The 20,629-nt window shown below is 73.1% G+C and carries 16 protein-coding genes; 4 read left to right on the top strand and 12 right to left on the bottom strand.

Translation table 11 applies throughout. The features are described 5' to 3' along the window. Window positions 1-6: 6 nt before the first annotated feature. Together xerD and Q6350_RS14880 are read right to left on the bottom strand one after the other, a co-directional pair. Window positions 7-963 carry a site-specific tyrosine recombinase XerD gene (gene xerD, locus Q6350_RS14875; RefSeq protein WP_304603997.1) on the bottom strand — a complete coding sequence of 319 codons (957 nt, stop codon included), beginning with the start codon at window positions 961-963 and terminating at the stop codon, window positions 7-9. 91 nt (window positions 964-1,054) lie between these two features. After that, the gene (locus tag Q6350_RS14880; protein ID WP_304604451.1) at window positions 1,055-1,969 is read right to left on the bottom strand and encodes a heme o synthase; all 915 of its coding nucleotides are present in this window, start codon (window positions 1,967-1,969) and stop codon (window positions 1,055-1,057) included. Window positions 1,970-2,372: 403 nt separating this feature from the next. On the opposite strand from Q6350_RS14880, the gene tkt reads away from it, so the two are divergent. Together tkt and upp are read left to right on the top strand one after the other, a co-directional pair. Beyond that, entirely contained in the window at window positions 2,373-4,649 is a 2,277-nt protein-coding gene (gene tkt / locus Q6350_RS14885; protein ID WP_305066608.1) for a transketolase, read from the top strand. 2 nt (window positions 4,650-4,651) lie between these two features. Then, window positions 4,652-5,287, top strand: coding sequence for a uracil phosphoribosyltransferase (upp, locus tag Q6350_RS14890; protein ID WP_171245974.1), 636 nt, complete (start codon window positions 4,652-4,654; stop codon window positions 5,285-5,287). Window positions 5,288-5,320: 33 nt separating this feature from the next. Here upp and Q6350_RS14895 read toward each other — a convergent pair whose 3' ends face one another. After that, complete coding sequence (locus tag Q6350_RS14895; RefSeq protein WP_305066611.1) at window positions 5,321-9,286, bottom strand: sigma-70 family RNA polymerase sigma factor; 3,966 nt, start codon at window positions 9,284-9,286, stop codon at window positions 5,321-5,323. A gap of 179 nt (window positions 9,287-9,465) precedes the next feature. On the opposite strand from Q6350_RS14895, the gene Q6350_RS14900 reads away from it, so the two are divergent. Beyond that, window positions 9,466-10,227 (top strand): hypothetical protein, encoded by a 762-nt coding sequence (locus Q6350_RS14900; protein WP_304604589.1) that lies wholly within the window; start codon window positions 9,466-9,468, stop codon window positions 10,225-10,227. Window positions 10,228-10,299: 72 nt separating this feature from the next. Here Q6350_RS14900 and Q6350_RS14905 read toward each other — a convergent pair whose 3' ends face one another. The 7 genes from Q6350_RS14905 to Q6350_RS14935 all read right to left on the bottom strand — a co-directional run bounded on the left by Q6350_RS14905 (window position 10,300) and on the right by Q6350_RS14935 (window position 17,604). Continuing rightward, window positions 10,300-10,608: a DUF1540 domain-containing protein gene (locus Q6350_RS14905; RefSeq protein ID WP_304604590.1), complete on the bottom strand. Its 309-nt coding sequence runs from the start codon at window positions 10,606-10,608 to the stop codon at window positions 10,300-10,302. Between the two features lie 171 nt (window positions 10,609-10,779). Then, entirely contained in the window at window positions 10,780-11,238 is a 459-nt protein-coding gene (locus Q6350_RS14910) for a heat shock protein transcriptional repressor HspR (protein WP_171248365.1), read from the bottom strand. A 38-nt stretch (window positions 11,239-11,276) separates the two neighbouring features. Further along, window positions 11,277-12,284 (bottom strand): DnaJ C-terminal domain-containing protein, encoded by a 1,008-nt coding sequence (locus tag Q6350_RS14915; protein WP_304604591.1) that lies wholly within the window; start codon window positions 12,282-12,284, stop codon window positions 11,277-11,279. A gap of 56 nt (window positions 12,285-12,340) precedes the next feature. Then, window positions 12,341-12,997, bottom strand: a complete 657-nt coding sequence (gene grpE / locus Q6350_RS14920; RefSeq protein ID WP_305066612.1) for a nucleotide exchange factor GrpE — start codon at window positions 12,995-12,997, stop codon at window positions 12,341-12,343. Further along, the gene (dnaK, locus tag Q6350_RS14925) at window positions 12,994-14,883 is read right to left on the bottom strand and encodes a molecular chaperone DnaK (RefSeq protein WP_304604593.1); all 1,890 of its coding nucleotides are present in this window, start codon (window positions 14,881-14,883) and stop codon (window positions 12,994-12,996) included. The genes grpE and dnaK overlap by 4 nt, the downstream gene beginning before the upstream one ends. A gap of 169 nt (window positions 14,884-15,052) precedes the next feature. Continuing rightward, the gene (locus Q6350_RS14930) at window positions 15,053-16,213 is read right to left on the bottom strand and encodes an MFS transporter (protein ID WP_305066613.1); all 1,161 of its coding nucleotides are present in this window, start codon (window positions 16,211-16,213) and stop codon (window positions 15,053-15,055) included. 101 nt (window positions 16,214-16,314) lie between these two features. Further along, the gene (locus Q6350_RS14935; RefSeq protein WP_304607439.1) at window positions 16,315-17,604 is read right to left on the bottom strand and encodes a septum formation family protein; all 1,290 of its coding nucleotides are present in this window, start codon (window positions 17,602-17,604) and stop codon (window positions 16,315-16,317) included. Window positions 17,605-17,780: 176 nt separating this feature from the next. On the opposite strand from Q6350_RS14935, the gene Q6350_RS14940 reads away from it, so the two are divergent. Beyond that, window positions 17,781-18,851: an acyl-CoA desaturase gene (locus Q6350_RS14940; RefSeq protein WP_304607438.1), complete on the top strand. Its 1,071-nt coding sequence runs from the start codon at window positions 17,781-17,783 to the stop codon at window positions 18,849-18,851. Window positions 18,852-18,897: 46 nt separating this feature from the next. On the opposite strand, the gene Q6350_RS14945 is transcribed toward Q6350_RS14940, so the two are convergent. Together Q6350_RS14945 and Q6350_RS14950 are read right to left on the bottom strand one after the other, a co-directional pair. Beyond that, entirely contained in the window at window positions 18,898-19,866 is a 969-nt protein-coding gene (locus tag Q6350_RS14945) for a cold-shock protein (protein WP_370375401.1), read from the bottom strand. Between the two features lie 82 nt (window positions 19,867-19,948). Further along, on the bottom strand, window positions 19,949-20,620 hold the full coding sequence (locus tag Q6350_RS14950) for an O-methyltransferase (RefSeq protein WP_304607437.1): 672 nt from the start codon (window positions 20,618-20,620) through the stop codon (window positions 19,949-19,951). Window positions 20,621-20,629 lie beyond the last annotated feature (9 nt).

Raw genomic sequence — 20,629 nt, forward strand, 5'->3', positions numbered from 1 at the left:
GGCCGGTCACCCGAGCGCCCGCGGGTGGGCCGCGGCGTAGACCTCGCGCAGCGCCTCCGGGGTGACCATCGTGTAGATCTGCGTCGTGGTGACCGAGGCGTGCCCGAGCAGCTCCTGCACCACCCGCACGTCCGCTCCTCCGGCCAGCAGGTGGGTGGCGAAGGAGTGGCGCAGGGTGTGCGGCGACACGTGCTCCGCGATCCCGGCCCGGTCCGCCGCGCGCTGCAGCACGGCCCACGCGCTCTGCCTCGAGAGCCGGGTGCCGCGGGCGTTGAGGAACAGCGCCGGGGTGCTCCGGCCGCGCACGGACCCCGCCTCGACCAGTGCCGGCCGGGCACGGACCAGGTAGGCGTCGATCGCGTCGCGGGCGTACGACCCGACGGGCACGACGCGCTCCTTGCCGCCCTTGCCGAACAGACGCACGGCGTCCTCGGTCCCGACGTCGTCGACGTCGAGCCCGACCACCTCGCTGATGCGCCCTCCCGTGGAGTACAGCAGCTCCAGCAGCGCCCGGTCCCGCAGACCGGTGGCCCCGTCGCCCGCCGAGGCCGCGGCCAGGAGGCGGGCCACGGCGTCGACGCTCAGGGCGTGCGGCAGCCGACGCGTCTTGGTGGGTGCCGCGACGTCGGCGCTCGGGTCCGTGTCGGCGTCGCCCTCGGCGAGGGCGAACCGGTGCCAGCCCCGCAGCGCCGCCAGGGCCCGCGCCGTGGAGGACGCCGACAGGGGACGCCCGCCGTCGTCCCCCGCCCGCACGGCGTCGAGATAGGCCTCGACGTCCGCCTCGGTGACCTCGGCCGGTGCGGTCCGGCCGCGGACGCCGAGGAAGTCCGCGTACCGGGTCAGGTCCCGGCGGTAGGCCTGCACGGTGTTGGTGGACAGCCCGCGTTCGACCCGGAGGTGGGCGAGGTAGTCGCGCAGCCCCGACTCGAGGGCGGCGGGCAGGTCCGTGGGCGTCGAGGTCACCCGGCCATCATGCCCCCGGGCAACGGTCGTCGAGCGGCAGCCCGGGCAGCGCGTCGAGCACCCCGTCGAGGCGCTCGTCGGGCGCCGGCGGTCAGAACGGCAGGAAGACGTCGACCGCGACGGCCACGAAGAGCAGGGTCAGGTAGGTGATGGAGGCGTGGAACACCTTCATCGCCCCGGGGCCGTTGCGGGTCCGGCCCTGGGCCTTGCGCAGCATGGCGACCGTCAACCAGAGGAACCATCCGCCCAGCCCGACCGCGACCACGGTGTACACCCAGGTCATCCCGGCCAGCGGCACGAGCGCCAGCGAGGAGAGGATCATCGCGATCGTGTGACCGAGCATCTCGCCGGCGACCCGGCGGTCGGTGGCCACGACGGGGAGCATCGGCACCCCGGCGGTGGCGTAGTCCTGCTTGAACTTCACCGACAGCGGCCAGTAGTGCGGGGGCGTCCAGAAGAAGATGACGCCGAACAGCGCCACGGCCGCCCAGCTGAGCCCGCCGGTGACGGCCGCCCAGCCGATGAACACCGGCATGCATCCGGCGATGCCTCCCCACACGATGTTCTGGGGGGTGCGGCGCTTGAGGATCATCGTGTAGCCGACGACGTAGATCGCGATCGCCGCGAAGGTCAGCCACGCGGCGGCGACGTTGACGAGCCAGGCGAACCAGACCAGGGCCACCACGCCGAGCGCCGTGGCGAAGATCAGCGCGTTGCGCGGGCGGATCTCCCCCGTGACGAGCGGACGCCGCTTGGTGCGGTTCATCATCTCGTCGATGTCGCGGTCGAGGTAGCAGTTGAACGCGTTGGCCGAGCCGGCCGCGAGCGCCCCGCCGACCAGCGTCGCCACGACGAGCCAGAGGTCGGGCAGCCCGCCCTCGGCGAGGATCATCGTGGGCACCGTGGTCACGAGCAGCAGCTCGATGATGCGGGGCTTGGTCAGGGCGACGTAGGCGCCCACCCGGTCACGCCAGCCGGCCGAGCGCCGCGTGGCCGACCCGTGCACGGCAGCGCGTGTCGGGGTCGACGAGGAGTCCGTCGGGCGGCTGATGGTGCTCACGCGCGCAGTGTTCCGTTCGCGAGGGTGTTCCGGGCGGTCCCATCGTACGCGCCACGCGGAGGTCGGTCGCCCCCGCGGGGTGCGGGTGACCTGTGAGATTCCTCCGGCCGCGCGGTACGTGTCGCCGGGGCGCTCACATGGTGGGACGGTCGGCGGCGCCGAACGCGGCCCACGGCACTCCCCGCTAGTGTGGAGACGCACAACGCAGGGCATCGGTGCCGTCGTGCGCACCGGGTCGACCGCTGCGCACGGCGCCAGGCCCCCGCCTCCTGATGGGTGGAGCCGCCGCGCCCGGCACCGGTACAGCAGAGCAACCCGGGGCAGCGCCTCGGGCAGGAAAGAGGCATTCGTGAACGCGTTCGATCCCGCACCGGCCCCCCTCGAGTGGAACGACCTGGACGAGCGGGCCGTCAAGTCCATCAAGGCTCTCGCCGCCGACGCCGTGGAGAAGTGCGGCAGCGGTCACCCCGGCACGGCCATGTCGCTGGCCCCGGCCGCGTACCTGCTGTTCCAGAAGACGATGCGGCACGACCCCACCGACCCCACCTGGGTGGGCCGCGACCGGTTCGTGCTCTCGGCCGGGCACTCGTCGCTCACGCTGTACCTGCAGCTGTTCCTGGCCGGGTACGGCATGGAGATGGACGACCTCGCCGCGCTGCGCACGTTCAACTCCCAGACCCCGGGCCACCCCGAGTACGGCCACACCCCGGGCGTGGAGATCACCACCGGCCCGCTGGGCCAGGGTCTCGCCTCCGCCGTCGGCATGGCCTACGCCTCGCGCCGCGAGCGGGCGCTGCTCGACCCCGAGGCCGCCCCCGGCACCTCGCCCTTCGACCACCACGTGTACGTCATCGCCTCCGACGGCGACCTGCAGGAGGGTGTCACCTCCGAGGCCTCGTCCCTGGCCGGCACCCAGCAGCTCGGCAACCTCGTGGTGATCTGGGACGACAACAAGATCTCGATCGAGGACGACACCGAGATCGCGTTCACCGAGGACGTGCTGGCCCGCTACGCGGCCTACGGCTGGCACACGCAGCGCGTGGACTGGACCGACGGCGGCACCGGCTACGCCGAGGACACCGACGCGCTGGCCGCCGCCCTGGACGCCGCGAAGAACGAGACCGGCAAGCCGTCGATCATCGCGCTGCGCACGATCATCGGCTGGCCCTCCCCCACGAAGCAGAACACGGGCGGGATCCACGGCTCCGCGCTCGGCGCCGAGGAGGTCGCAGGCCTGAAGAAGGCGCTGGGCCTCGACCCCGAGGCGACCTTCACCATCGACGACGACGTGCTCAAGCACACCCGGTCCGTCGCCGAGCGCCACAGCTCCGGCCGGGCCGCGTGGGACACCGCGTTCGAGGCCTGGAAGACCGCCAACCCCTCGGGGGCCGAGCTGCTGGAGCGGCTCAGCGCCCGCGAGCTGCCCGCCGGCTGGACGGACGCCCTGCCCGAGTTCGAGGCGTCGGAGAAGGGCGTCGCCACCCGCGCCGCCTCCGGCAAGGTGCTGTCGGCGCTGGCCGACGTGCTGCCCGAGCTGTGGGGCGGGTCCGCCGACCTCGCCGGCTCCAACAACACCACGATGGACGGCGAGCCGTCCTTCATCCCGTTCGAGCACGCGACGAAGAAGTTCCCGGGCAACCCGCAGGGCCGCACGCTGCACTTCGGCATCCGCGAGCACGCCATGGGCGCGATCCTCAACGGGATCGTGCTGCACGGCCTGACGCGCCCCTACGGCGGGACGTTCCTGCAGTTCTCGGACTACATGCGGGCCGCGGTCCGCCTGTCCGCGCTCATGGAGATCCCCTCGACGTTCGTGTGGACCCACGACTCCATCGGCCTTGGCGAGGACGGCCCCACCCACCAGCCCGTCGAGCACCTCGCCGCCCTGCGCGCCATCCCGGGCCTGGACGTCGTCCGCCCGGCGGACGCGAACGAGACCTCCTGGGCCTGGCGAGGCATCCTCGAGAACACCTCGAACCCGGCCGGACTCGTGCTCACCCGGCAGGGCGTGCCGACCTTCCCGCGGGGCGAGGACGGCTTCGCGGCGGCCGAGGGCACGCTCCGCGGCGGCTACACGCTCCTGGACACCGACGGCACGCCGGACGTGATCCTCGTGGGCACCGGGTCGGAGGTCCAGCTCGCCGTCGAGGCGCGCGAGCAGCTCGCCGCCGACGGGATCGCCGCCCGCGTGGTGTCGATGCCGAGCCTCGAGTGGTTCGACCGTCAGGACGCCGAGTACCGCGAGTCGGTGCTGCCCTCCGCGGTCCGGGCCCGGGTCTCGGTGGAGGCCGGCATCGCGCTGAGCTGGCGCGGGATCGTCGGCGACGCCGGCCGGTCCGTCTCGCTCGAGCACTACGGCGCGTCCGCGGACTACCAGACGCTCTACCGCGAGTTCGGCATCACGGCCGACGCCGTGGCCACGGCCGCGCGCGAGTCGCGGGGCCCCCGGCCCCGGGGGGGGACCACCCCACCGCGGGGGGGGGGGGGGCGCGCCCCCCCCCCCCCCGCCGCCCGGGGGGGGCGGGCGGCCCCCCCCCCCCCCGGCCGCCGGGGGGGCCGCGCCCCCCCGCCGGGCGCGCCCCCGCCGCCGTGCGGTCCGCGCCCGGGCGCGACCGGTACCGTGTGACCATGCGCCTGCACATCGCCGACCACCCGCTCGTCGCCCACAAGCTGTCCGTGCTGCGTGACGAGTCGACACCGTCGCCGATCTTCCGGCTGCTGGTCGACGAGCTCGTGACGCTGCTCGCCTACGAGGCGACCCGGCACGTCAGGACGGAGCAGAAGGAGATCCGCACGCCGGTCACGACGACCACCGGTGTCCGGATGAGTCACCCGAGCCCGATCGTCATCCCGATCCTGCGGGCCGGCCTCGGCATGCTCGACGGCCTGACGCGACTGCTGCCGACGGCGGAGGTCGGGTTCCTCGGGCTCCAGCGCGACGAGTCGACGTTCGAGGCGGTCACCTACGCCAACCGTCTGCCCGACGACCTGACCGACCGGCAGGTCTTCCTCCTGGACCCGATGCTCGCGACCGGCGGCACGCTCGTGGCAGCGATCGACTACGCCCTCGAGCGGGGCGCGCGCGACGTGACGGCCGTGTGCCTGCTGGCCGCGCCGGAGGGCCTGGAGGTCGTCAAGGAGGCGATCGGCGAGCGCGCCGACGTCCAGATCGTCACCGCCGCGGTCGACGAGCGGCTCAACGAGCACAAGTTCATCGTGCCCGGCCTGGGTGACGCGGGAGACCGCCTCTACGGCGTCGTCTGAGCACCGGGGTCGGCCGGCCGCCCGCCGGCCGGCTCAGCGTTCCTCGCAGTCGCCGACCTGCTCCCAGCGGGACCAGCCGCCGGCCCAGGTCTCGGTCCGCTCGGACCGGTCGAACCTGCCGTCGGTCCCGCCCGGCGCCCGTCCGTTGCGCTCGGACCGCCCCACCTGCCCCGGGGGGTCCCCCTCGTCGCCGCTCACGCCGCGGTAGCGGTAGTCGACGCCGTTCCACGACCGCACCTCACCGGTGGCGTAGCGCTGGCCCCAGCCGATCGGCTCGGCGCACCAGCCGGCCTCGGCCCCCGTGAACGCCGCGACGTCGAGCGTCGTGGACCACGTCTCGGTGGAGACCGTCCAGCGTCCCCCCTGTCGGCCGTCGACCCGCTGGACCTCCGTGGTCCGCGTCGCGCGGGCCGGCACCGTCACCTCGGTGTCGCCCCCGGGACCCTCGACGCGGAAGTCGACCTCCACGGTCGAGCCGGTGTTGTCCAGGACGACCCCGACCTCGCGCCACGAGGTCGTCCCGTCGCCGGAGGACTCCGTCTCGAGGGACCCCTCGTCGAGGAACGCGGAGGGGGCGATCACCACGCAGCGGGTGCCTCCGTGCTCGACCGTCCGGCGGACCGTGGTCGAGGTGCCCTCCACGCTCCGGGTCAGGCTGACCGTCACCTCCCCGGCGGCGAGCCGCGCGCCGTCGGCGTCGACGACGAACCGGACGGCACCGTCGGCCGCCAGGTCACGGGCCGCGACCTCGTCGCCGTCGCGCAGCAGCGTCGCGCGCCAGTCGTGCCCGTCCTGCTCACGGACGTCGACCACCAGCCGTGCGTCACCGTCCTCGCACTGAGCGGCGGCCGTGACGTCGACGTCCGGCGAAGCGGGTGCGGTCGCGCACCCGGCGAACCCGACGTCGACGGTCACCAGGCTCCGTCCGTCGGCGCTGACCACGGCCTCGTCGGTCCCCCACGGGACCTCGACCTCGAACCTCGCGGACTCCCCGCCCCCGAGGCGCAGCTGCTCGACCCGGTCGCCGAGCTCGACCCGGAACACCACCGGCAGCGTCGAGGCCGAGTTGTCCAGCGGCACGGTGAAGGTGCGCGTCGACACCTCCGCGGCCGGGTCGAACCGGCAGGCACCCGCGGGGACGACCTTGCCCACGGCGGGGGCGATCGCCGCCGCCGGGTAGGTCGCCGTCGGCGCGGTGGCCGGCACGACCCCGACGACCGGCTCGTCCCCGTCGACGTCGAGCACCCAGCGGTACAGGTCGAAGGTCACGCGGCCGGCGTCCGTCGCGGTGCTGCCGGTCGGGACCGTGAAGGTGCTGCTCTCGCCGGCACCGAGCCGCACCCGGTCGGCCTCCCGACCGAGTGCCGACATCCCGGCCTGCATCGGCTCGTCACCGCGGTTGACGATGGTGCCCCGGACGCTCACCCGCCCCTCGACGTTGACGGCCTCGGCGGTGGTCTCGACCTCCCACCGGGGGTCGTAGCACTCGGCCGCGCCGTGGGCGCCCGAGGCCACGACGCGGCTGTACGTCTCCCCGGCGACGACGGTCGACACCGTCCAGGTCGCCCTGCCCGCCGGTACCCGCAGCCCGTCGGGCACGGTCAGCGTGGCCCGCGCCCCCGGGACCAGCACCGGGCGCTCCGTCGCGGTCGACCCGGCGGCGGCGAGCGCGACCGTCACCGTCCAGCCGGTGGTGTTGGTGTAGGTGCCGGAGACCACGGCGTCGGCCACGCCGACGCCGCCGGTGGCACGGCAGGAGGCCTGCACCCCGCCGACCCCGGCGAGCACCCCGGCCCAGCCCTCCGGCACGCCCACCGAGGACGCGGCGGCGATCGTCGGACCGTCGTCGGCGGCGACGGGCTCCACGTCGACGGTGTACGCACCGGCCTCGGTGCTGCCGTCGACGACGACGCTCACGGCCGCGTCCACGGCCTCCCCCGGCTGCAGCACGGCACCCGAGCAGAACCAGACCCCGGCGCCGCCGGCCGAGGGCTCGCAGTCCAGCCCGCCGGTGACGGAGTGCGGCACCAGCCCGGCCGGCACCCGGAGGCGGACGGCCCACCCGTCGCCGGTGGGCTGGTCGCCGGTGTTGCGCACCGAGAACGGGACCGTGCCCAGACCCGGGTTGGCGGCGAGCTCGGCGTCGGCGGCCCGCGTCGTCAGCTCGGGGCCGAACGAGCCCACGCGGGTCGGCGGCAGAGCCAGCCGGCGGACCTCCAGGCCCTCCGCCCAGACCTCCGCCATCACGTCGTAGGACCCGCCGTCCCGCACGACGACGGGCACCCGCACCGTGGTCTGCTCGTCGGCGTCGATCGTGCCGAGCCTGCACAGCACCCGCTGCGGCTCCGCGGTCGCGGTGCACGGCAGGGTCTCGACCGTCAGCGGACGCGGCACGGTGCCGCCGGCACCCTGGATGGCCGAGGACGGAGCGTGCTGCATGCCCGCCGGCAGCGTGAGCCGCACGTGGGCGTCCACGGCCGGGAGCCCTCCGGGGTTGGAGACCTGGACGGTGAGGTAGTCGGTCGCGCGGGGCCGGAGCTCGGCGTCGGCGTCGGGCACATGGACGCTGACCGCGGCCGGCACCGGGATGCCGGGGTCGTCCGCGAGCCACGGCAGGTTCGCCGGGTCGGTGGGGTCCTCCTGCGGGTCCGGGCCGGGAGACGGGTCGGCCCGCCCCTCGGCGTCCGCCGACGGCCACGGGGACGCCTCGACCGCCACCGGGGCGCCGTCCGGGACCTCCTGCGCGGCGTCGGCGTCGCTGATCACCCCGAGCACGGAGACGACCCCGACCGTGGCCGCGGCCACGGCGCCGGTCGAGGCGACGACAGCCGCCCCGGACACTCCCGCGGCGCCGGCGGCACCAGCCCCTGCCGTGGCACCGGCGGCTGCCGCCGCTCCGCCGACGGCCGATCCGGCGGCCGCCCCGGTGGCCGTGCCCGCGGTGGCCGCACCGGCCGCTACGGCGCCGGCTGCTCCGGCGCCGGCCGCTCCGGCCCCGCCGGCGGCCGCGGCCCCACCCGCACCGGCGGCCGTGGAGGTCCCGGCGACGGTCGAGGCCCCGGCGGCCGTGGCGCCCGCGCTCCCGGCCGTCGCCCCGGTCCCCACGGTCCCGGCCGTCGCCCCTGCACCCGCGGCACCGGCTCCCACGCCGGCACCCGCCGCCGCGCCCGCGCCGATCGTCGCGGTGCCCAGCGGGAGCGCACCGAGGATCGCGGTCCCGGCGAGGCCGACGACGAGGGGCGCGACGACGGCGCGCATGCCGTGGGCGACGTCGCCGAGCTCGAGCACGAGGGTCCGGCAGTCCTGGCACACCTCGAGATGACGGTCGACCTTGGCGACCTCACGGCGGGCGAGCCCGCCGCGCACGTAACCACCGAGCAGGGGGTTCACCGCCCGGCAGGAGTCGGCGGGGTCGCCGCAGAGGTGCTGCTGCAGGTAGCCGACCCGCAGCCCCTCCCGGGCGCGGTAGGCCAGGGCCGAGACCCCGTTCGGCGTCAGCCCGAGGATGGGCGCCACCTGGGCGGGTGAGAGCTCCTCGACCTCCGTGTACCAGAGCACGGCCTGCCAGCGCTCGGGGAGGCCGTCGTAGGCACGGGCGACCACGGAGCTCTCGAACCCGGCCAGCGCGGGGTCCTCGGGGGACGAGGAGGGACCCATCGCGTCCTCGAAGGTCCCGTCGTCGTCGGTGGGCCGGGTGCGGCGCGCGCCGTGGGCGAGGTCGGCGGCGAGACGGCGCACGACGGTGAACAGGTACGCGCGGAAGTGGGTGTCCGGTCCGTTGCCCTGCTGCAGCACGCCGAGGACCCGCTGGAAGGCGTCGGAGACCACGTCGTCGGCGTCGCCGTCGCACCGCACGTACTGGCGCGCCAGGACCCGGGCGGCGCCGCTGTGCCGTGCGTAGAGGGCGCCGTAGGCCTCGAGGCTGCCTCCGCGCACCTCAAGGATCAGCTCGCCGTCGCTGGGAGCTGATCCGTCCGATCCCACGTAGACGTCGGTCACACTCGTCCGCTTCTCGCCCGGTTGTCGGCCTCTGCACCCGCGTCGACACGGGACGCTCACACTCTATCCGTACCCCGTGCACGTCGCCGCCCGGCCGAGCGGGCTGATCCGGGCCGGTTTCACCCGCACACGTCGCGGGTTTCTGCGTCATAGTGGGGGGCCATGAGAGTCACATCAGCATGAGCCTGCCGCCCGGCGACACCGTCGCCGTCGCCACGCGCGAACGCTGGCGCACCACGAGCCTGACGGAGGTCTGGCTGCGCCCGGGCGACTGGTACCACCCGGCCGTGGACGCGGTCGTCGAGGCCATCATCGAGGGCCGCTCGCCCGAGGCTCCCGCGCACCGGCTGGGCAACGCCCGCAGCGCCGCCGGCATCTCCCTGGACGAGACGCTGGAGGACGTCGCCTGCCTGTTCCGGACGGTGGGCTCCCCGGTCGACGTCGACGCGGTCCGCGGATCGGCCCTGGGCTGGGCGCTGGGACGGGAGCGCCGGCCCGCCCTGAGCGGTGTCCGTGATCCCGCGACCGGCCTGCCGACGGGGGACTACCTGGGCGAGCGGCTGCGCGAGACCTACGGACGGGCGGAACGTGACGGCGTCGAGGCGTCCGAGTCCCACTGCCTGGTCGTGGTGGACGTGGCCGTCGAGGCGCTGGACCCCTGGCAACGCATGGCACGCGCCGCGTCGGTGGGGCGGACCCTGGACCAGGTGTTCGGCGGCGGGCACCCGATGGCGTCCCTCAGTGACGGCGTCTTCGCCGTCCTGTGCGAGCGGTCGGCGGACATCCCGCGCCTGTCCCAGGGCGTGCGTCGCATCATCGAGCGGAACGCCCAGATCCTCGGGGTCTCCGAGACGATGCGTCGGCCGGTCCGGGTGTGGATGGAGCGGCTGCCCCGTGACCACGAGGCGGCGCTCGACCTGCTCGAGCACCTGCGGCGCTGACGGCCCGCACCGCGACACCAGGGCCCCGGACGGATCTCCCGTCCGGGGCCCTGGTCGTGCTGCGCGGCGTGCTCAGGCCTCGGTGAAGGTGAGGCAGTCGGCGTGGTGGTCGTCCTGCGGACCGGACCCGACGCGGATCGCCGAGGCGCCGCACTCGAGGTCCTTGTTGTGGACGCAGTCGATGCGCTGGCAGGCGCCGACGTGCGCGACGACCTTGTCGAGCCCGCCCTTGGTGCCGAGCGGGATGAACGTGGCGCAGGCGGCGTCACCGGGGACCCCGGCGATCGTGACGGCACCCGCGTGGCAGTCGTGGTCGTGGTTGTAGCTGCAGCCCTCCACCGAACACTCGGTGACCTCGGGCATCTCCATCAGCGTGGTCATGGCCGCTCCTCGGGTCGCTGGATCATCGCCGAACCATTTCGATGATAGGCACGTCTCGGCATTCCTGCCGAGAAACCAAAGGCGACCTCGAAAGATCAGGGGAGGCTTACCGAGCGATTCGTGAATTGCGAAAGGACGGCATTTCCAAATTCCGCGGTCGGCGCCGTCGCCTCACCCGCGGTCGCGCGAGGGACGCCACAGGACCAGCGCACCGCCCCGCTCCCGCCGCGGGTCGATGTCGAGCCGCAGCTCCGAGCGTCGCACGCGGCGGCCCAGCGGCACCGCGACGACGTCACCACCCGTGCCGGCGGCGAAGACGCGACCCTCCGCCTCGTCCCGCGCGGCGATGAGCCCCGCCAGCTCGGAGAGCCGTCGCTCGAGCTGGCCGACCTGGTGCTCGAGGTCGAGGATGCGCTTGATCCCGGCGAGGTTGATGCCCTCCTCCTGGGCGAGGCGCTGCACCTCGAGCAACCGGGCGACGTCGCGCCGGGAGTAGCGGCGCCCGCGCCCGCGGGCGCGCCGGGGCACGACCAGACCGAGCCGGTCGTACTGGCGCAGCGTCTGCGGGTGCATGCCGGACAGCTGCGCGGCCTGCGAGACCGTCAGCACCGGTGCGTCGTCGGTGACCATCTCGACCTCCCTCGCGCCCTGAGGTTACCGGTGCGTGCCTACTGGGCGGCCTGGGCGCCGAGCTCCGCGCGCACGTCGCCGGTGTCCACCTGTGCCGCGAACTCCTCCAGCGCCTGCTTCGCCGACCTGCTGAGCTTCTGCGGCACGACGACCTGGATCGTCACCAGCAGGTCGCCGGTGCGCTTCGCCGTCGCCACGCCACGACCCTTGACCCGCAGCACGCGGCCCGACGGCGTGCCCGCGGCGACCTTGAGACGCACCGTCTCGCCCGACAGCGTGGGCACCTCGACGGTCGTGCCGAGCGCCGCCTCGGCGAAGGTCACCGGCAGCGTCATGCGCAGGTTCGCGCCGTCCATCGCGTACACGGGGTGGGACTCGACGTGCACCTTGATGAGCAGGTCCCCGTCCGGGCCACCGTTCATGCCGGGCCGGCCCTTGCCGCGCAGCCGGATCTTCTGGCCGTCGTGGACCCCGGCGGGGATCCGCGCGGTCATCTTCCGGCCGTCGACGGTCAGCTCGACCGTCGTGCCCTCGACCGCCGCGCGGAAGGGCAGCGTGGCCCGCGTCTCGACGTCGGCGCCCTTCTGGCGCTGGGGCCCGCCGAACCCGGCCGGGCGTCCGCCCGCGCCCCCGCCGAACATCGATCCGAGGATGTCCTCGAAGCCGCCGCCGGTCTGCTGGTACTGGACCCGGGGGCCTCCGGGGCCGCCCGCCCGGCCGGCACCGCCGCCGAACATGGAGCTGAAGATGTCCTCGAACCCGGCCTGGCCGCCACCCGCACCGGGCGCTCCGGCGAACCGGGCGCCGCCGCCGGCCATGGAGCGCAGCGCGTCGTACTGCTTCCGCTGCTCGGGGTCGGAGAGCACCGCGTAGGCCTCGCCGATCTCCTTGAACCGCGCCTCGGCGGCGGCGTCACCCGGGTTCTGGTCCGGGTGGTACTGGCGCGCCAGCTTGCGGTACGCCTTCTTCAGGGCCGCCTCGTCGGCGTCCTTGGGAACGCCGAGCGCGGCGTAGAAGTCCTTCTCGATCCAGTCCTGGCCGGTCACGACGTTCCTTTCTGCTGCACGTGCACGAACTGCCGAACGAAGCCGGCGTCGTGCGGCTACTCCGGTCCGACGACGCCCACGCGGGCGGCGCGGACCACCTTGTCACCGATGCGGTAACCGGGCTCGACCACCAGGTTCACCGTGGTGGCGGTCGCCTCGGCGTCCGTGTTGTGCATGAGCGCCTCGTGCACGGTCGGGTCGAACTCCTCGCCCACGGCACCGAACCGCTCGATGCCGAACTTGCCGAGCGAGGCGTCGAGCTTCTCCGCGATCGCCGCCATCGGGCCGGACAGCTCGCCGTGCGACTTGGCCCGCTCGATGTCGTCGAGCACGGGCAGCAGCGCCGCGAGCACGTCCTGCGTGCCCTGGGTCCGCGCGGCCTCCTGGTCACGCAGCGCCCGGTTGCGGTAGTTGGTGAAGCTCGCGCGCTCCCGCTGGAGCGCGTCGAGGTTCTCGGCCGCCTGGGCCTTGGCCTGCAGCAGCTCGGAGTCCTCGGCGGCCTCGCCGACCGGCTCGAAGTCGAGCGCCTCCAGGGGGTCGCCCTCGCCGGACGACGACGCGGCCTCGTCGGTCTCGGGGGCGCCCTCGGGCGTCTCGCGCTTCTCGCCGGTGGTGGGGTCGACCTTGCGCTTGTCCGTGAAGTGGAAGGGGGAGTCCCCCGAGCCGCCGTTCTCCGGCGGCTCGGGGGTGCCCTGCGTCTCGTCGGACGTCACTGGGAGTCCTTCTTCTCGTCCTCGTCGTCCACGATCTCGGCGTCGACGACGTCCTCGTCGGAGCTCTCGGACTCCGACGACGGCGCGTCGCCCGCCGTGGTGCCGGCGGTGCCGGCGTCCGCACCCGCGGCCTGCTCGGCCGAGTAGAGCGCCTCGCCGATCTTCTGCGAGGAGGCACCGAGCTTCTCGTAGGCGGACTTGATCGCCTCGGCGTCCTCGCCCTCCAGGGCGGTCTTCACCGCGGCGATGTCGCCCTCGACCTCGGAGACGACGTCGGCGGGAAGCTTGTCACGGTTGTCCGCGATCTGCTTCTCCATCGAGTAGGCGAAGGACTCCGCCTGGTTGCGGGTCTCGGCCTCCTCGCGACGCTTCTTGTCCTCCTCGGCGTGCTCCTCGGCGTCCTTGACCATGCGGTCGATGTCCTCCTGCGGCAGCGCGGAGCCACCGGTGATCTTCATCGACTGCTCGGTCCCGGTGCCGCGGTCCTTGGCGGACACGTGCACGATGCCGTTGGCGTCGATGTCGAAGGTGACCTCGATCTGCGGGACGCCGCGCGGGGCCGGGGCGATGCCGGTGAGCTCGAAGGTGCCCAGCGGCTTGTTGTCCCGGGTGAACTCGCGCTCGCCCTGGAAGACCTGGATCGCCACGGAGGGCTGGTTGTCCTCGGCCGTGGAGAAGATCTCGCTGCGCTTGGTCGGGATGGCCGTGTTGCGCTCGATGAGCTTGGTCATCACGCCGCCCTTGGTCTCGATACCGAGGGAGAGCGGGGTGACGTCGATGAGCAGCACGTCCTTGCGCTCACCGCCGATGACACCGGCCTGCAGCGCGGCGCCGACGGCGACGACCTCGTCCGGGTTGACACCCTTGTTCGGGTCCTTGCCGCCGGTCAGGTCGCGCACGACGTCGGCGACGGCCGGCATCCGGGTCGAACCGCCGACCATCACGACGTGGTCGATCTCCGAGACGGAGATGCCGGCGTCGCGGATGACGGCGTGGAACGGCTCCTTGGTGCGGTCGACCAGGTCCTGCGTCATCTGCTGGAACTGCGCGCGGGTCAGCTTCTCGTCCAGGTGGACGGGGCCGTTCTCGCTCATCGACAGGTACTGCATCGAGATGTTGGTGCTCGTCGCGGAGGAGAGCTCCTTCTTGGCCTGCTCGGCCGCCTCGCGCAGGCGCTGCAGGGCGATCTTGTCCTTGGACAGGTCGACGCCCTCGGTGTTCTTCACCTGCTTGATGAGGTGCTCGACGATGCGCTGGTCCCAGTCGTCGCCGCCGAGGCGGTTGTCACCGGAGGTGGCGCGGACCTGGATGGTGGAGAAGTCGTCGTCGTCCTTGCCGACCTCGAGCAGGGAGACGTCGAAGGTGCCGCCACCGAGGTCGAATACCAGGATGAGCTCGTCCTGCTTGGACTTGTCGAGGCCGTAGGCCAGCGCGGCGGCGGTCGGCTCGTTGACGATGCGCTGGACGTTCAGGCCGGCGATCTGACCGGCGTCCTTGGTGGCCTGACGCTCGGCGTCGTTGAAGTACGCCGGGACGGTGACGACCGCGTCGGTGACGGGCTCGCCCAGGTACTCCTCGGCGTCGCGCTTCAGCTTGCCCAGGATGCGGGCGCTGATCTCCTGCGCGGTGTACTTCTTGTCGTCGATCTCGGTGGACCAGTCGGTGCCCATGTGGCGCTTGACCGAGGAGATGGTCCGGTCGACGTTGGTGACGGCCTGGCGCTTGGCGACCTCGCCGACGAGGACCTCGCCGGTCTTGGAGAACGCGACGACCGACGGGGTCGTGCGGGCGCCCTCGGCGTTGGCGATGACGGTGGGCTCGCCACCCTCCAGGACGGCGACCACCGAGTTGGTGGTGCCGAGGTCGATTCCGACAGCTCGGGACATGTTGGCACTCCTTGTTCGTGCGGGGGTTGAGTCGTCTGCACTCAACGTAAGACGCCGCCCGGCGGCTGTCCAGTCGAGAGGGACGAAGTTGAGTCTGCCTCACTCAACCTTGCACGGAGCGGCGATATTCCCACAGGTCGGAGGACATGTTCGCCGACGGTGAAGCGCCTCACATCGACGCAGTCCGCCTGGTCGCCGGGACGGCGCAGGCCATGCCCACCACCGTGACGGCGGCGGCCACCAGGAACTGCACGGCCATGTCCGTCGACCCCGCGAGAAGTCCCAGCGCCGCGGGGCCGATGATCGAACCGACCGCCAACGCGAGGAGCGTCGCACTGAAGCCGGCGGAGGGTCGCTCGGGAAAGACGTGCCCGCTCCACACGGCGAGCAGCGCCGACATCATCATGAAGCCCGGCCCGTAGAGCGCACCGGAGGCCACGACCCCCGACCAGGTTCCCGGGAACAGCCCGAGCAGCCCGATGGCACCGGCCAGCAGAGCCAGTGCGAGCAACAGGATCCGCCGCAGGCCGAACCGCCTCACCAGGTCGCCCGTGACGAGGCCGACCACCCCGACGACGCCGACGCACGCCCACAGCACCGACCGCGTGGACTCGGGCAGGCCCCGGTCCAGGGCCAGATCGGCGGCGTACGTCCAGTAGAACGCGCTCGACACCCCGAACAGGAGCGCCACCGCGAGGAGCGGCCACGAGTCACCGTTGACGAACCACCGCCAGCCCGGCCCACCGGCCCGACGTCGGGTGGCCGTCCGCCGGTAGGGCTGGGTGGGCAGCAGCCGCGCGTTCCACAGCATGCTTCCGAGGGCGAGGGCCGCGAAGACGATCCACGCGAGACGCCAGGACCCGCCGGCGACCAGCGCGACAGGTCCCGACACGGCCAGCCCGACGGCGGTTCCGGTGCTCACGACGGACAGGACCCGGTCCCGGCTCCGCGGACGGACCAGCTGGGAGACGGCGTCCGACAGGGGCGCCCACGCCCACCCCGGACTGGTGCTGGCGAGCAGTGCACCCGTCGCCATCACACCGGCGTGCGGGGCCAGGGCGATGAGCGTCATCCCGACGGTCGCGCACGCCCCGGCCAGGACCACGGGCAGTCGCGGGCCGAAGCGGGCGGCGAGCACGCCGCCCGCCAGCAGTGCCAGCAGGTAGCTCGCGTAGCTACCACCCGAGACGAGTCCGAGCGTCTCGGTCGACAGGCCGAACTCGTCCTCGAACACCGGGACGAACAGTCCGTAGCCGTAACGGGCGAACCCGAAGGAGACCCCGATGATCGACATCCCGGCCAGTCCGACGTGCCACGGTCCGACAGTCATGCGTGCCTCCCGGCCGCGAGCCGGTCTCTCGCACGCGGCCCGGTTCCAGCCCACCAGCCGTGGCTGCTCCTGACAAGGGGAACAGGTCGCGCACAGACCTGTCATCCGTCCGTCGGGGTATCGACCACAGCCACGGTGTCATCCGCCAGCGACCCCGTGACCGGGACCGGGGCCCATTCCTGAGAACCCTCGGCCGACCCGGCGTAGCCCGACGTCACGTAGGCGAGACAGGCCAACGCCCGGTCGTCGAACTGGTACCAGGCGGCGGCGGTGGGGTACACCGCGACGACGTCCACGCGATACCCGCCCTCGACCGACAGGTCCTGCTGGCGGCACGACGCGGTGGCGCGCCTGGCCAGCTCCGACTCACCGGGGTACTCGACGGGATCCCGGGGAGCGTCGTCCAGCACCAGCACGGGCCAGGCCCCCGTCTCGACCACCTCACCCGTGTGCGGTTCGTCGCAGTCGAGCACACCCACCTGCCCCAAAGCTGCCTCCGGGGCCTCGGGCTCGGTCAGGTCGAGGCAGTCTCCGGCCCGGAGCGCACCCCGGTCCTTGGTCTCCACGGTGTCGCCGAACACCGCTCCCCCGCCGAAGGCGACCGCCAGCGCGACGACGGCGGGCCAGACCCACCACGGGGTCCGGCGGCGCGGGACCGGCTCCTCGGCCGCACCGGACGGACCTGCTCCCGTCGATGCACCCCCGTTCGACGAGGTGTGCGCCGGCGCGGGGCCGTGCTGCTTCTTGTCGACGTCGTGCTCGACGATGCTCAGCAGGAACCGCAGCACGCCGAAGATCACGAACGCCCGCACGATCACCAGCGCGAGGCCCACGTCGAACTCGTAACCCGTGACGGGCTGCTCCCACCCGAGCGTGGCCGGCACGTCGAGCGGGAAGGCGTCCCAGGTCATCCAGAAGACGAGCTCTCCCGCCCGGGCGAAGGACGTTCCCGACCCCACGAGCGCCGCGACGCCGTAGACCATCCACAAGATGAACCAGAGGGCCGACAGCGCGGCCATCGATCCGGGGCGCACGCCGTGGTGCCCCGTCGCGCGGTTGACGAAGAAGAGCACGACCGCCGTGGCCGCACTGCCGAACGCCACCACCGAGACCCACGGGTCTACCGGGACGACGTGGGTCGCTCGGAGCAGGAGGACCAGGACGACCGCCGTGACGGCCCAGGCCAGCCCGTGCATCGGGAGCCAGCGGCGGTCGCACAGATCGACGAAGCCGCCGTGCAGCTCGCGTGCTCGCGACCTGACCTGCGGCACCGCGTGAACGGTGACCGCGTCGCGCACGAGCGACAGCGGGCTCCTCGGCGAGCCCTCGACCTCGGACATGATCCGCTCCGACGCGATCGACGGACGGCCCGGCGGGCCGTCGAGCACCATCTACCGGAGAAGAGCGACACCGCACCGACGCTGATACGGGACGGACGTGCACCGTTCGTTCACGAGTCGTCTGCTCCCCCGGTACGGCCGACCCCCTAGTGTGAAGCCATTCACATCACAGGCATCACCTCACGACCGCGGCTGAGAAGTCGACACCCCCGACGACGAGGACGTCCATGACCTCCGCCGCACTGCGCGCCGACAACCCTGTCACCAGCACCTACGCCGCCCTGTCCCGCACCGTCCGGGACGCCGGTCTGCTGCGCAGGACACCCCGCTACTACCTGTGGACCCTCGGCGTGCTGACCGCCGCGCTGGGCGGGATCGTCACGGGTTCCGTCCTCCTGGGCGACTCCTGGTTCCAGCTCCTCATGGCCGGTGCGCTGGGCCTGGTCCTGACCCAGTTCTCGTTCGTCGCGCACGAGGCGGCGCACAAGCAGGTGTTCGCCTCCGGACCGGTCAACGATCGCGTCGGGCGCATCCTCGCCAACGGGGTGGCCGGCATCAGCTACTCCTGGTGGATGTCCAAGCACACGCGCCACCACGCCAACCCGAACAAGGTCGGCAAGGACCCGGACATCGCGATGGACACCATCGCGTTCACCGAGGAGCAGGCCCGCGAGCAGAAGGGCTTCCTGGCGCTGATCAACCGCTACCAGGGCTGGTTGTTCTTCCCGCTCCTCACCCTCGAGGGCGTGAACCTGCACGTCACCTCGATCCGGTCCCTCTTCACCGGGAGGCCGGACACCCTGCGCGCCCGTATCAACGAGCTCGTCGTGATCGGCCTGCGCCTGAGCCTGTACCTCGCGGTGCTGTTCGTGTTCCTGCCCGTCGGGCTGGCCTTCGCGTTCCTCGGTGTGCAGATGGCCGTGTTCGGCGTCTACATGGGCGCCTCGTTCGCCCCGAACCACAAGGGCATGGCGCTGATCCCCGCGGACAGCAAGCTGGACTTCCTGTCCAAGCAGGTGCTGACCTCGCGCAACATCCGCGGCGGCTGGTGGATGAACATCCTCATGGGCGGCCTGAACTTCCAGATCGAGCACCACCTGTTTCCCTCCATGCCGCGCCCCCACCTGGCCCGGGCCCGGGAGATCGTCCGCGAGCACTGTGCGCACCTGGGCATCCCGTACACGGAGACGAGCCTGGTGGCCTCCTACGGCATCGTCGTGCGCTACCTGAACCGGGTGGGCCTCCAGGCCCGCGACCCGTTCGACTGCCCGATGTTCCACCAGCTGCGCGGGCGCTGAGGAGTCGGGGCGAGGGCGGCGGCGGTGCTCGGACCTGCCGCCGCGCTCACACGATCTCGACGCGGTCGGCCTGCGGTCCCCGGTCGCTCTGGCGCACCGTGAACCGGACCCGGTCGCCCTCCTCCAGCATCTCGGCGCCCCGCACCACCGACACGTGCACGAACAGGTCCTCGCCGCCGTCGTCGGGCGCGATGAACCCGAAGCCGCGGTCCGCGTCGTACCGTGCGACGGTCCCTTCGCCTCCCCGCACCGGCCCGCGGGATGCGGGCGGACGGCCCGGTCGACCGCGGCCCGCCACGTCACGCCCGCTCCCCGCGCCCCGCACGACCTGGACGTTGCGGGCGTTCGGCCCCCGGTCGCCGTCGACGACGTCGAACGTCACCCGCGCGCCCTCGGAGAGCTCGGACGTCCCCCGGCCGAGCGCCTTGACGTGGACGAAGACGTCCTCGCCGCCCGCGTCCGGAGCGATGAACCCGAAGCCCTTGGCCTCGTCGAAGAAGGACACGGTGCCGTCGGCACCGTCCGAGGCCGGCTTCGCGGCCTCCGCCGCGAGCGGGAGCAGGTGGTCCGCCTGCGGCCCCTTCTCCCCCTCGACGACGAGGAACGCCACGCGCTGCCCCTCCGTGATGACGCCGCCGGTGACGATGGCCGAGCTGTGGACGAAGATCTCGCCGCGGCCGCCGTCAGGCGTGACGAAGCCGTAGCCCTTGGTCGGCTCGTACCAGCTGACCGTGCCGAGCACGCCCAGCGGCGCATCGGCAGGCTGGTCGCCCGTGACACGGACCCGGCGCGCCTGCGGGCCCCGGTCACCCTCGCCCACCTCGAACTCGACGGACTGCCCCTCGCGGAGCTGCTTCGGTCCCGTGCCACCGCCGACGATCTCGGACGCATGCACGAACAGGTCGTCGGCGTCGTTCCCTCGGTCGATGAAACCGAACCCTCGGTCGGCGTCGAACCATCGGACGGTTCCCTGGTGCACGAAGAGCTCCTCGTTGGTGGTGGACGGTGCTGTCATCCAGTGTCCCCCCACAGCACCCCTGACAGGTGCGCCCGGCCGCCGCCGTCGCCCCCGGGGCCTGTCCGGAACCTCACACCGCTCAGGTCACGCGCGCGATCGCGAACCCGTCCCACCCCTTGGCCCCGACCGTCTGGAGCGCGGTCGCGGTCAGCCGCGGGTCGCTCCCCAGGGCGTGCAGGAACTCCCGCACCCCGACGACGTCCGGGTCGTCGTCCTCCGGGTCGACGACGGCTCCCCGGCGGACCACGTTGTCCCCCACGATGACGCTGCCGGGCCGCGTCACGCGCAGCGCCAGCTCGAGGTAGGCGGGCATGTTCGCCTTGTCGGCGTCGACGAACACGAGGTCGTACGGCTCCGCACCGCGGTCGGCGAGGCGTGCCACGACGTCCAGCGCGCGCCCCACCTCGATACGCACCAGCGGGCCGACGCCGGCACGGTCGACGTTCTCCCGCGCGACCTCGGCGTGCCGCGGGTCGAGCTCCACCGTCGTCACGTGCCCCGCTCCCCCCACCGCGCGGGCGAGCCAGATGGTGGAGTAGCCGGCGAGCGTGCCGATCTCCAGCACCCGCCGGGCACCGGAGACCTGTGCGAGCAGCGCGAGGAACGCCCCCTGGGTCGCCGTGACCTCGATCGGGGGCAGACCGCGCTCCCGCCCGCGGTCCCGCGCGGCGACGAGCGCCGCGTCCTCCTCCACGAGCTCGCCGGCCAGGTAGGCGTCGACCTCGGACCAGCTCTGCTCCGCGCTCGCCATACCGCCGAT

Origin of the sequence: Isoptericola sp. b515, from assembly GCF_030588125.1 — a bacterium.
Lineage (GTDB): Bacteria > Actinomycetota > Actinomycetes > Actinomycetales > Cellulomonadaceae > Isoptericola > Isoptericola sediminis.

Coding starts and splice junctions, on each gene's coding strand:
- upp (WP_171245974.1), top strand. CDS start 4,652: ATGCGCCTGCACATCGCCGACCACCCGCTCGTCGCCCACAAGCTGTCC.
- Q6350_RS14900 (WP_304604589.1), top strand. CDS start 9,466: ATGAGCCTGCCGCCCGGCGACACCGTCGCCGTCGCCACGCGCGAACGC.
- Q6350_RS14905 (WP_304604590.1), bottom strand. CDS start 10,608: ATGACCACGCTGATGGAGATGCCCGAGGTCACCGAGTGTTCGGTGGAG.
- Q6350_RS14910 (WP_171248365.1), bottom strand. CDS start 11,238: ATGGTCACCGACGACGCACCGGTGCTGACGGTCTCGCAGGCCGCGCAG.
- dnaK (WP_304604593.1), bottom strand. CDS start 14,883: ATGTCCCGAGCTGTCGGAATCGACCTCGGCACCACCAACTCGGTGGTC.
- Q6350_RS14930 (WP_305066613.1), bottom strand. CDS start 16,213: ATGACTGTCGGACCGTGGCACGTCGGACTGGCCGGGATGTCGATCATC.
- Q6350_RS14935 (WP_304607439.1), bottom strand. CDS start 17,604: ATGGTGCTCGACGGCCCGCCGGGCCGTCCGTCGATCGCGTCGGAGCGG.
- Q6350_RS14940 (WP_304607438.1), top strand. CDS start 17,781: ATGACCTCCGCCGCACTGCGCGCCGACAACCCTGTCACCAGCACCTAC.
- Q6350_RS14945 (WP_370375401.1), bottom strand. CDS start 19,866: ATGACAGCACCGTCCACCACCAACGAGGAGCTCTTCGTGCACCAGGGA.
- Q6350_RS14950 (WP_304607437.1), bottom strand. CDS start 20,620: ATGGCGAGCGCGGAGCAGAGCTGGTCCGAGGTCGACGCCTACCTGGCC.